Origin of the sequence: Asticcacaulis solisilvae (assembly GCF_017875235.1) — a bacterium.
Lineage (GTDB): Bacteria > Pseudomonadota > Alphaproteobacteria > Caulobacterales > Caulobacteraceae > Asticcacaulis > Asticcacaulis solisilvae_A.
The window spans coordinates 299,998-311,686 of record NZ_JAGGMI010000002.1 but is presented as its reverse complement, the minus strand read 5'-3'; the positions used below and the strand labels follow the sequence as shown (position 1 = coordinate 311,686).

9 protein-coding genes are annotated in these 11,689 nt (G+C 61.2%); all 9 read left to right on the top strand.

The window, feature by feature from the left end:
* Positions 1–233 precede the first annotated feature (233 nt).
* The 9 genes from dnaE to J2X24_RS04480 all read left to right on the top strand — a co-directional run bounded on the left by dnaE (position 234) and on the right by J2X24_RS04480 (position 11,616).
* Complete coding sequence (gene dnaE / locus J2X24_RS04520) at positions 234–3,668, top strand: DNA polymerase III subunit alpha (protein ID WP_209717242.1); 3,435 nt, start codon at positions 234–236, stop codon at positions 3,666–3,668.
* A 251-nt stretch (positions 3,669–3,919) separates the two neighbouring features.
* On the top strand, positions 3,920–4,690 hold the full coding sequence (gene rpsB / locus J2X24_RS04515; RefSeq protein ID WP_209717240.1) for a 30S ribosomal protein S2: 771 nt from the start codon (positions 3,920–3,922) through the stop codon (positions 4,688–4,690).
* 152 nt (positions 4,691–4,842) lie between these two features.
* Positions 4,843–5,760, top strand: a complete 918-nt coding sequence (gene tsf, locus J2X24_RS04510; RefSeq protein ID WP_209717237.1) for a translation elongation factor Ts — start codon at positions 4,843–4,845, stop codon at positions 5,758–5,760.
* Positions 5,761–5,951: 191 nt separating this feature from the next.
* Positions 5,952–6,680 (top strand): UMP kinase, encoded by a 729-nt coding sequence (gene pyrH / locus J2X24_RS04505; RefSeq protein WP_209717234.1) that lies wholly within the window; start codon positions 5,952–5,954, stop codon positions 6,678–6,680.
* A 37-nt stretch (positions 6,681–6,717) separates the two neighbouring features.
* On the top strand, positions 6,718–7,272 hold the full coding sequence (gene frr / locus J2X24_RS04500) for a ribosome recycling factor (RefSeq protein ID WP_209717231.1): 555 nt from the start codon (positions 6,718–6,720) through the stop codon (positions 7,270–7,272).
* 223 nt (positions 7,273–7,495) lie between these two features.
* Positions 7,496–8,266 (top strand): polyprenyl diphosphate synthase, encoded by a 771-nt coding sequence (gene uppS, locus J2X24_RS04495; protein ID WP_209717228.1) that lies wholly within the window; start codon positions 7,496–7,498, stop codon positions 8,264–8,266.
* Positions 8,247–9,137 (top strand): phosphatidate cytidylyltransferase, encoded by an 891-nt coding sequence (locus J2X24_RS04490; RefSeq protein ID WP_209717225.1) that lies wholly within the window; start codon positions 8,247–8,249, stop codon positions 9,135–9,137. The genes uppS and J2X24_RS04490 overlap by 20 nt, the downstream gene beginning before the upstream one ends.
* Positions 9,138–10,346: a 1-deoxy-D-xylulose-5-phosphate reductoisomerase gene (dxr, locus tag J2X24_RS04485; protein WP_209718281.1), complete on the top strand. Its 1,209-nt coding sequence runs from the start codon at positions 9,138–9,140 to the stop codon at positions 10,344–10,346.
* Positions 10,347–10,425: 79 nt separating this feature from the next.
* Positions 10,426–11,616: a M50 family metallopeptidase gene (locus J2X24_RS04480; protein ID WP_245344444.1), complete on the top strand. Its 1,191-nt coding sequence runs from the start codon at positions 10,426–10,428 to the stop codon at positions 11,614–11,616.
* Positions 11,617–11,689 lie beyond the last annotated feature (73 nt).

Genomic DNA, 11,689 nt, shown 5'->3' with positions numbered 1-11,689 from the left:
TTCACAAAAAGCATTTGCGGTGAGAACAAAACCGGAATATAGAACAAAACAAGAATTAGCCATAAAGCGGTCCAGAACGGCCGCGGTATGATCCGGAAATAGGAGTGGAAAAATGGTCAATGCCCTGCATCATGTGTTGTCTTTCGCTTCCGTAGCGGCTTTTGTCACCGTTATGTGTCAGGTTCTGTCCATGGCGGCGTGAGTCGCAAAAGACCTGAAGTCAGGAGGCGGCTGTGAGCGAAGACTTTGTCCACTTGAGGGTGCGGTCGGCTTATTCCCTTCTGGAAGGTGCCATCAAGGCCTACGACCTGGGCAAGCTGGCGCTGAAGAATGAGATGCCGGCCGTCGCCATTACGGACCGCTGCAATCTCTACGGCGCCCTTGAATTCTCCCAGGCCTGCAAGGATGCAGGCATTCAGCCGATCATCGGCGCCGCTATCCCGGTAAAGGAAATCGGCGGTGTGCCTAAGGAGAACTGGGCGCGCATTCCGACCGTCGCCCTCTATGCCCAGAACGAACAGGGCTATCTCAACCTCACCAAACTGTCGTCCAAGGCCTATGTCGACAATGACGGCATCCAGGAACCGCACGTCACCTGGGACTATATTGCTGAAAACAACGAAGGCCTGCTGCTGCTGTCAGGCGGCTTTGACGGCCCGGTCGATATCGCCTTTCGCCAGAACAAGCCGGAAGAGGCCAAGGCAGCGCTCAAGGCTATGCTCGACGTCTTTGGCGACCGTTTCTACATCGAGCTGCAACGCCACGACGGCGGGCCGCACGGCGGCATCAAGGGTGGCCCGGCTGAAATCGGCCTCGTCGAATTCGCCTATGAGAACGATGTCGGGCTGGTGGCGACCAATGACGCTTATTTTGCTTCGCCCGACCTGTTCCGCGCCCACGAAGCCCTGCTCTGTATTTCCGACAGTACCTTCCTGGGGGTTGATGACCGCCGCAAGGTGACCAAGGACCACTGGTTCAAGCCGGCCAAGGCGATGCGGGAACTGTTCGAGGACTTGCCGGAAGCCTGTGACAACACACTCGAATTTGCCCGTCGCTGCGCCTTCATGGTCAGCAAGCGCGATCCCATCCTGCCGCGCTTCGATACCGGCGATGGCCGTAACGAAGACGAAGAACTGGCCTATCAGGCGCGCGAGGGGCTGAAAGAGCGCCTGAAGCAGGTCAAGCTGGCTGTCCCCGAGGAAGACTATTGGGCGCGGCTGGAACGCGAAATCGGCGTCATCCAGAAGATGGGCTTTCCCGGCTACTTCCTGATCGTTTCGGACTTCATCAAGTGGGGTAAAAATCACGGGGTGCCGGTTGGACCGGGCCGGGGGTCTGGCGCCGGCTCGCTGGTCGCCTGGGCGCTGACCATTACTGACCTAGATCCTCTGCGTTTCGGTCTGCTGTTCGAACGCTTCCTGAACCCGGAACGGGTTTCGATGCCCGACTTCGATATCGACTTCTGCCAGGAACGCCGCGAAGAGGTCATTACCTACGTCCAGGAAAAGTACGGCCGCGATCGTGTGGCCCAGATCATCACCTTCGGTACGCTGCAGGCGCGCGCCGTGCTGCGCGACACCGGCCGCGTCATGCAACTGCCGCTGGGTCAGGTCGATCGCCTGTGTAAGATGGTGCCGAACAACCCGGCCAATCCGACGACCCTGGCCCAGGCCATCGAAATCGAGCCGCGTCTAAAGCAGGCACGCGACGAAGAAGAGGCGGTCAAGAACCTGCTGGATACGGCGCTGCGTCTTGAGGGTCTTTACCGCAACGCCTCGACCCACGCCGCCGGTATCGTCATCGGTGACCGGCCGCTGACTGAACTGGTGCCGCTCTATCGCGATCCGCGTTCCGACATTCCGGCCACCCAGTTCAACATGAAGTGGGTTGAAAGCGCGGGGCTGGTCAAGTTCGACTTCCTGGGCCTGAAGACGCTGACCGTGCTCGACCGGGCGCAGAAATATCTGCGCAAGCGCGGCATCGACATCAACTATTCGACCCTGCCGCTCGATGATGCACCGACCTATGAACTTCTGGCGTCGGGGCAATCGATCGGCGTGTTCCAGCTTGAAAGCCAGGGCATGCGCGACACGCTCCGCAAGATGCGCTGCGGGTCGCTTGAAGAGATTACCGCCCTGATCTCGCTCTATCGTCCGGGCCCGATGGACAATATCGACACCTATGTCGACCGTAAGTTCGGCCGGCTCGAGATCGATATGCTGCATCCATCGCTGGAGCCCGTGCTGAAGGAAACCTACGGCGTCATCATCTACCAGGAACAGGTGATGCAGATTGCCCAGGTCCTGTCAGGCTACAGCCTCGGCGAAGCCGACCTGCTGCGCCGTGCCATGGGTAAGAAGAAGAAAGAGGAAATGGACCTGCAGAAGGCCCGTTTCATCTCCGGCGCGGCGGAAAAGGGCGTGCCGGAAAAGCAGTCGGACAGCATTTTCGAACTGGTGAACAAGTTCGCCGGCTATGGCTTCAACAAGTCGCACGCCGCCGCTTACGCCTTCATCTCGTACCAGACGGGCTATCTGAAGGCCAATCACCCGGTCGAGTTCTTCGCCGCGACCATGAGCCTCGATATCGCCAATACCGACAAGCTGGCGGTCTTCTATCAGGACGCCCGCCGCTTCGGGATTACGATCAAGGCGCCAGACATCAACACCTCCATGGCGGATTTCGACGTCGAGAACGGCGAAATTCTCTATGCTCTGGGCGCCATCCGTAACGTTGGTTTCGAAGCCATGCAGAGCGTGGTCGAAACGCGTGAACGCGACGGCAAGTTCACCGATATCTTTGACTTCCTCGAGCGGATTGACCCCAAGGCCGTCAACAAGCGCGCCATCGAAAACCTGGCCAAGGCTGGCGCCTTCGATTCGATCCACCCAAACCGCTCGCAAATCCTGCAATGCGCCGACATCTTCATGGCCTATGCCCAGAGCATGGCGGCCGAGCGGGCGGCGTCGCAGGTCAGCCTGTTTGGCTCCAGCCAGTCGTCGCGGCCGCGTGTGCCTAATGTCACGGCGTCGTCGGGACCGGCGCGCCTTGACGAAGAGCTGTCGGCCATCGGTTTCTATCTGTCGGGCCACCCGCTGCAGGACATGGTCGATGTCTTCCGGCGCAAGAAGGTCACAATGTACGCCGAAGCCCTGTCCCTGGCCCAGGAAGGCCGGGAGGCCTTCCGCATGGCGGGCGTCATTCGCCGGCGCCAGGAACGCGCCGCGGCGGGCTCAGGCGAAAAGTTCGCCTTCGTGACCCTGTCCGATCCGACCGGCGAATACGAGGTTCTGTTCCCGCCGGAATCGCTGCGCAAGAACCGCGACAATCTCGAACCAGGCACCTCGATCGTACTCAAGGTGCGTTCCAAGGGTAGGGACGGCGAGGTGCGCTTCTTCGGTGATGAGGCGACGCCACTGGCCGCCACCCTCAGCACGAACGATATGGGCCTGCGCGTCCATGTCTCGGCGCAGGTCATCGATCTGACCCTGCTGCGGACCTATCTCGAAGAGGCCAAGGCCAAGACCGGCGGCGAGATCACCCTTCTCAGCGATCTGAGCGGGGAGGGGGAGGTCGAAGTCAAGATGCCGCAGCGCTACAGTCTCGACGCCACCCTGCGCGGCCGGCTCAAGGCCATGCCGGGTGTAACCTACTTTGAGGATGTCTAAGCGATGCGCGGAAAAGTGCCAAGAAGCGTTTCTGGAATTTTCCGCTTAAACATCGCGACAAACCAGTTACAAAGCGCATGTTTTTCTGCCTGTAAGGCTTGCTTTTTTTTGAAATTGTGAATAGGTGCGCGTCATCTCACACGCAGACGTGCGCCCCGGCTTGTCCGGGACGTTCCGAGGCCAAGGCGGGCATGGGCCTGCCGAAGCTTTTCTGTTTGCGGAGGATTATCGGAAGAAGGAATATCTGACTTATGGCTATGCCTGAAATTTCTATGCGCCTCCTGCTCGAAGCCGGCGCGCACTTCGGTCACCAGACCCACCGCTGGAACCCGAAAATGGAGCGTTACCTGTTCGGTGCGCGTTCCAACATCCACATTATCGACCTGTCGCAGACCCTGCCGCTGTTCCACCAGGCGCTCCTGAAGGTGCGCGAAGTGGCCGCTTCGGGTGGCCGCGTTCTGTTCGTCGGCACCAAGCGCCAGGCGCAAGGTCCGGTTTCGGTCGCCGCCAAGCGTTCGGCGCAGTATTTCGTCAACCACCGTTGGCTGGGCGGCACGCTCACCAACTGGCGCACCATTTCGGGCTCGATCGCGCGTCTGCGCGAACTGGAGCAGGTGCTGGACACCAACCCGGCCGGCCGTTCCAAGAAGGAACTGCTGATGCTGACGCGCGAGCGTGAGAAGCTGGAACTGTCGCTGGGCGGCATCAAGGACATGGGCGGCATCCCCGACCTGATGTTCGTGATCGACACCAACAAGGAATCGATCGCCATCCAGGAAGCCCGCAAGCTGAACATCCCGGTCATCGGCATCCTCGACTCGAACTCGGATCCGGACGGCATCACCTATCCGGTCCCGGGTAACGACGACGCCGCCCGCGCCCTGCAACTGTACTGCGACCTGGTCGCCGACGCCGTGCTTGACGGTCTGGCCGCGGGTCAGGTTGCTTCGGGCGTTGACCTCGGCGCATCCGTGGCTCCGGTTGAACCGGCCCTGTCGGCCGAGACTTCCGAAGAGGCCTAAGGCTTCCTATATACGGGGCCAGGCTAATCCCGGCTTCGTCACGACTTGCAGCAGCTTAAGGCGTACCTACGTCCTTAAGCTGTTGTTTAATTGACATGAATCACCGCTAGCATAGCCGTGTGATTTTAAATTTCTGAACTATGGAGGATTTCATGGCTGAGATCACTGCAGCGCTCGTTAAGGACCTGCGCGAACGTTCCGGCGTCGGCATGATGGACTGCAAGAAGGCGCTGTCCGAGAACAATGGCGACATCGAAGCGGCCATGGACTGGCTGCGCGCCAAGGGCCTGTCCAAGGCCGCCAAGAAGGCCGACCGTGTCGCCGCTGAAGGCCTGGTCGCCATCGCCACCAAGGTCGAAGGCAAGGGCATGACCGCCGCCGCCGTCGAAGTGAACGCCGAAACCGACTTCGTGTCGCGCAACGACCTGTTCCAGGCGCTGGCGCGCAACGCCGGCAAGGCTGGTCTGGAAAACGACACGGTCGAAGGCATCGCCGCCGCCGTCAACGACGAGATCACCAACCTGATCGCCACGATCGGCGAAAACATGGTCGTGCGCCGTTTCGCCAAGTTCTCGGTCTCCGAAGGCGTCGTCGCCACCTACATCCACAACGCCATCGCGCCGGACCTCGGCCGCATCGGCGTGCTGGTTGCCATCGAATCGGCCGGTGACCCCGAAGTGCTGAAGGAGATGGGCCGCAAGATCGCGATGCACATCGCTGCCACGCAACCGCTGTCGCTGAACGTCGAGGACCTGAACCAGGAACACGTCGAGCGCGAAAAGGCCATCTTCACCGAGCAGGCCAAGGAATCGGGCAAGCCGCTGCAGGTCATCGAAAAGATGATCGAAGGCCGTATCCGCAAGTTCTATGAAGAAGTCGTGCTGCACAAGCAGTCCTTCGTCATGAACCCGGACCAGACGGTCGAGCAGATGGTTGAAGAAACCGCCAAGACGCTCGGCACGCCGGTCAAGGTCGTCGGCTTCAACCGCCTGGCCCTGGGCGAAGGCGTCGAGAAGAAGACCGAGGACTTCGCCGCCGAAGTCGCTTCGATGATGAGCGGCCAGGCCTAAGCCTTGTTGAATGACTGAAACAGGCGCGGCGCCCCCGGGTGTCGCGCCTTTTTCGTGTGCCAAAGCCTTTCCCGTAAGGTTTACTGCCGGTTTGCGCTATCTGGCCTTGCGTCTCAAGGCACGGCAAACTATTCAGGGCGCTGAAAACATACGCCCCTGGCGGTTCCCATTTGATTCCCGGAGATATTTTCATGGCCAGCGCCCCGGCAGATCTGAAATACAAACGCATCCTGCTGAAGGTGTCCGGCGAGGTCCTGATGGGGGACCAGGGCTTCGGCATCGACATGAAGACAGTCCAGGCCGTGGCCGAGGAAATCGCCGACGTGGCGCGCCAGGGCGTCCAACTCTGCCTGGTCATTGGCGGCGGCAACATCTTCCGTGGCCTCTCGAAGGCCGCCGTCGGCATGGAGCGCTCCTCGGCCGACTACATGGGCATGCTGGCGACCGTCATGAACGCTCTGGCCATGCAGAACGCCCTTGAGCGCCTGGGTGTCGACACCCGCGTCCAGTCGGCCATCCAGATGAATGCCGTGTGCGAACCCTTTATCCGCCGTCGCGCCATTCGCCATCTGGAAAAGGGCCGGGTGGTGATTTTCGCCGCCGGCACCGGCGCGCCCTACTTCACAACCGATACGGCCGCGGCCCTGCGCGCGGCGGAAATGAACTGCGACGCCCTGTTCAAGGGCACTTCGGTTGACGGCGTCTATACCGCCGACCCGAAGAAGGATGCGAGCGCCCAGCGTTATGATAAGCTCAACTATCTCGAGGTCTTGTCAAAGGATCTTCGTGTCATGGATGCGACGGCCGTGTCGTTGATGCGTGAAAACGAAATCCCCATCGTCGTCTTCTCCATCCGCAACGAAGGCGAGTTGGCCAAGGTCATCCACGGCGGCGGCGTGCATACCGTCATTTCGCAATAACTTCCAAGAAAACAAATAGCAGGAAGCGAGAACTGCCATGAAACCTGAACTCAATCGCTATAAGGATCGTATGGACAAGGCCGTGGTGGCCCTGAAGGACGATTTCTCGGGCCTGCGCACCGGCCGCGCGTCGGCGTCGCTGCTCGACCAGGTGGTCGTCGACGCCTACGGTTCGACCATGGCGCTGAACGCCTGCGCCGCCGTGTCGGTGCCGGAACCGCGCATGATCGCCGTCAACGTTTGGGACAAGGGCCTGGTCATTTCGGTCGAAAAGGCCATCCGCAATGCCGGCCTGGGCCTTAACCCGATCACCGACGGCCAGACCCTGCGCATCCCAATTCCGCCCCTGACGGAGGAGCGCCGCAAGGAGTTGGTCAAGATCGCCGGCAAGTACGCCGAAACCCAGCGCGTTGCCGTACGCAATGTCCGCCGCGAAGCCATGGACGACCTGAAGAAGGCCGAAAAGGCGTCGGAAATCTCGGAAGACGAGGAAAAGAAGGGCGGCACCGAGGTCCAGGGCTTCACCGATGCGGCCATCAAACGCATCGACGAGATGCTGAAGGCCAAGGAAGCCGAAATCATGCAGGTCTAGATCGGTATGATTTCAAGTGGAAACATCATACCGATCTAGACTTTTGTTTTGTCGCGATATTTAAGGCGAAAACCGCTTACACTTTTCGCCATATCGCTCCAGGCGGTCGGCGGCGTTGCCGCTTATCGCCATCTTTACGACCTGATTTTACTAGAGGACGGCAGTAAGCTGGATTAGATTGTCCGCTTACTGTCCTTTTTCGTATTTGTAAGAAAGCCGTTTCATGCCCTTAGGCGCCGCCTCCGCCGATGAGACCAGACCTGCAAGCGCGCCCACGCCTCTGCACGTCGCCATCATCATGGACGGCAATGGCCGCTGGGCGAAGGAGCGGGGACAGATTCGCACGCTGGGGCACCGCGCCGGCGTCGAGGCCCTGAAAAAGACCATTACGGCGGCCGTCGATCTCGGCGTCACCCACATGACGGTCTTCGCCTTTTCGACGGAAAACTGGCGCCGGCCGGCGGCCGAAGTCAGCGACCTGATGGGTCTCTTGCGCGCCTTCATCAAGTCGGACCTGGAACGCCTGCGCCGCGAAGGGGTTTGCGTCCGCATTATCGGCCAGCGCGACGGCCTGCCGCCGGATATCGTCAACCTGGTCGACGACGCCCACGAAAAGACCAAGGCCAATTCGCGCTTCTTCCTGCAAGTGGCGCTGAACTACGGCGCCCAGGCCGACATCGTGGCAGCGGCGCGCAGCCTGGCCGAACAGGTCCAGGCGGGGACGCTGAAGCCCGAGGACATTACGCAGGAAAGGTTCGAGGGCGGGCTGTCAACGCATGGCCTGCCGCCGCTCGACCTGCTGATCCGCACCAGCGGCGAACACCGCCTGTCAAACTTCCTGCTGTGGGAAGCCGCCTATGCCGAGTTCGTCTTTCAGGACATCCTGTGGCCGGATTACGGGCGCGACGCGCTCAAGGCGGCGCTCGACATCTTTGCCGGGCGCAGCCGCCGCTTTGGCGGCATAGAGGCAGGAAATGTCGCCCAACCCGCCTAAGCCCACCCCGCCTAAGTCAAGCCCAGCCAGATCCGCGAAATCCGGCGCCCGCTGGCAAGAACTGTCCATCCGCATCGCTTCCGCCATCGTCCTGATCCCGGTTGTACTGGGCGTCATTGCCATGCCGTTCGACTGGATGTCGTTCGCGCGGCCCTGGCCCTTCCTGGTGATGATCAGCGTCGGCATCGCGCTGCTGGGGATTGAATGGGGGCTGATGGTCGCACCCAAGGCCGCCAGCCGGATCGCCGTGGCGGTCAGCGTGGCGATCCTTGCGGCGGTCTTCGTCGGCTATCTGGGGCATCCCGTCCTGTCATTGCTGATCCTGGCCTTCGGGTCACTGTGCGCGGGGCTCTATGCCTATCGACTTGGCGTCGGCTGGGTCGATGCTGCCTATGGCGTCTTCTACATCGGTTTGCCGGGCGTGGTGCTGATCTGGCTCAGGGATACGCATCACGGCGTCCACTGGGTTTTCTTCGCCTTCCTGATCGCCTGGGCGGCCGACAGCGCCGCCTATCTCGTCGGCAAGATCGTCGGCGGGCCCAAGCTGTGGCGGCGCTATTCGCCGAACAAGACCTGGTCAGGTTTTGCCGGCGGCATGATCGCTGGCATGCTGACCGCCGCCAGTCTCAACGACCTGACGCACCTGTTCGTACACGACACATCAGGGCTGATCGTTGGATTGATCGTGGCCCTGTCGACCATGGCCGGCGACTTGTGGGAGTCGGCGCTTAAAAGACGTTATGGCGTCAAGGACGCCGGCACGCTTATCCCAGGGCACGGCGGATTGCTGGACCGCGTCGACGGCTTGATGTTTGCCATTATCGCGATCGGGGCTATACGTCTTCTCGTCATGCTCGGAACAGAGATCTAAATCGTGCGGCGTATCTCCATCCTCGGATCGACGGGTTCGATCGGCGTATCGACCCTGCGCCTGCTGGAAGAGACCGGCGAACCGGGCAGGGACTACCATATCGAAGCCTTGGTCGGCGGCCGCAATGTCGAGCTGCTGGCCGAACAGGCCCTGAAGTTTCGCCCAGCGATAACGGTCCTTGCCGACGCCTCGCAATGGAACGTCTTCCGTGACCTGATCGGCGCGTCAGGCCTCGCTATCGCTTGCGGCGAAGACGCTGTCTGCGTGGCGGCCGGTCGACCCGCCGATTGGATCATGGCGGCGATCGTCGGCATAGCCGGCCTTAAGCCCGTATGGGCGGCGGCGGCCACGGGCGCGACCCTTGCGTTGGCCAACAAGGAAAGCCTGGTCGGCTGCGGCCGGGCGCTGATCGAGCGGGTGGAGGCGCACGGCGGGCGCATCCTGCCGGTCGATTCGGAACACAACGCCATCTTCCAGGTGCTGGACGCGCGCCAGGCCGACAAGGTCAGCCGCCTGATCCTGACGGCATCGGGCGGGCCGTTCCTGGGCCGGACGCGCGACGACCTGCGCTCGGTGACGGTCGAGCAGGCGTTGAAACACCCGAACTGGGCCATGGGTGCCAAGATCACCGTCGATTCCGCGACCCTGGCCAACAAGGGGCTGGAGCTGATCGAGGCCAGTTATCTGTTCAATACGCCGTCCGAAAGGATCGACGTCGTCATCCACCCGCAGTCGGTGATCCATAGCCTGGTCGAATATGACGACGGCTCATCGCTGGCGCAGCTGGGGACGCCGGACATGCGCGTGCCGATTTCCTATTGCCTGGGCTGGCCAGACCGCGTCACCTGGCAAGCCCCGAAGCTGGACCTGGTCGCCAAGGGCAACCTGTCCTTCTGCGCGCCGGATCTTGACGCCTTTCCGATGCTCAGGCTGGCGCGCGAGGCGCTTGAGGCGGGGCAGGGGATGCCGGTCGTTTTCAACGCCGCCAACGAGGTATGTGTGCAGGCGTTTCTGGATCGCCGCATCACTTTTTTACAGATATCCGAATATGTCGAAATTGCCATGATGAAGGCTCATTTACCGTCTATGCCTTCCCCCCATCACACAAGTCGTGATAGGGATGCCGCCATGGTGCTGGCGCTCGACATCGATTCCGGTGTCCGGGAGCTGGTGCGGGGCCTGTTCGCCAATGCCACCCAAGGCGTATGACGAGCGGTCCGGCATTGACGAACGGCCGGATTGATAAGGTTGCAACGCCTTACTTCCACGGCGCGAGGGAGACCGCTTCTTGATCCAGTTCTTTCTGGTCGGTATACCGCTTTTGCTGGTGATCATTTCGATCATCGTGGCCTTCCATGAATATGGCCACTACAGCGTCGCGCGCCTGTTCAATACCCGTATCGAGCGTTTCTCCATCGGCTTCGGCAAGATTCTCCTCCGCCGCAAGGACAAGCGTGGCGTCGAATGGTGCATCAGCGCCCTGCCGCTGGGCGGCTATGTGAAGTTCGCCGGCGATGAAAACGTCTCGTCGATGTCGCCGTCGGCCGAGGAGCTTGAGGCTGCCCGGGCGTCGATCACCGCGCGCGAGGGCGCCGCGGCCGTCGCCGACTATTTCCATTTCAAGCCGCTGTGGCAGCGCGCCCTGATCATCGTCGCCGGGCCGGTCTTCAACTTCATCCTGGCGATCGCGCTCTTTACGGTGATGTTTTCAATCATCGGCGATCAGATCGGGCGGCCCACTGTGGCCCAGGTCTTTCCGGATACACCTGCCGCGCGCGCCGGTTTTATCCCGGGCGACGTCATTCGCAGGATCGATGGCCGCGATGTCGGCAATGGCTCGGACGTCGTCATGCTGGTGGCGTTGCGCGCTGACAGCACCTTTCCCATTCAGGTCGAACGTGCTGGCAAGCCGGTTGTCCTGACGGTTACGCCCGAGCGCGCCAAGCTCGATCTTGGCAAGTCCGGCGACGAGGTGAGTGGTGGCCGCATAGGGATCGCTATCGATGACAAGATCGACAGGCGTCCGCTTAATCCGGCCCAGGCCTTTGTGCGCGCCAATGTCGAGACCTGGGCGACGCTTGACCGCACTTTCACCTATCTTGGCCGCATCTTTATCGGCAAGGAAAACGGCGACCAGTTAAGCGGCATGATTGGCATGGCGAAGGTGACAGGCGACCTCGCCACGGACCCGGAAATGGCGCAACTGCCGCTTCGGGTTCAACTGATCAACCTGTTCCTGCGGTTCCTGCTTCTTACCGCCACGATTTCGATCGGCGTCGGTTTCCTCAATCTGCTGCCCGTGCCCATGCTGGACGGCGGGCACCTGGCCTTCTATGCCTGGCAGGGCATAACGCGTAAACCGATCTCGCCCGCCGTACAGAACGTGGCTTTTCGTATCGCCGTGGTGCTGATATTAGGCCTGATGCTGTTTGCTGCGTGGAACGATCTGAACCGGCACTTCGGGGGACTATTTTCATGACCGGACGTGAACTGACCGTCAGGGCCGCCCGCAAGGGTGGGGGAGGCCTGTCGTGAAATCTGCAAAAACTCCC

Excerpts from the sequence above, each read along its gene's own strand:
- rpsB (WP_209717240.1), top strand. The coding sequence starts at position 3,920 with ATGGCTATGCCTGAAATTTCTATGCGCCTCCTGCTCGAAGCCGGCGCG.
- tsf (WP_209717237.1), top strand. The coding sequence starts at position 4,843 with ATGGCTGAGATCACTGCAGCGCTCGTTAAGGACCTGCGCGAACGTTCC.
- pyrH (WP_209717234.1), top strand. The coding sequence starts at position 5,952 with ATGGCCAGCGCCCCGGCAGATCTGAAATACAAACGCATCCTGCTGAAG.
- frr (WP_209717231.1), top strand. The coding sequence starts at position 6,718 with ATGAAACCTGAACTCAATCGCTATAAGGATCGTATGGACAAGGCCGTG.
- uppS (WP_209717228.1), top strand. The coding sequence starts at position 7,496 with ATGCCCTTAGGCGCCGCCTCCGCCGATGAGACCAGACCTGCAAGCGCG.
- J2X24_RS04490 (WP_209717225.1), top strand. The coding sequence starts at position 8,247 with ATGTCGCCCAACCCGCCTAAGCCCACCCCGCCTAAGTCAAGCCCAGCC.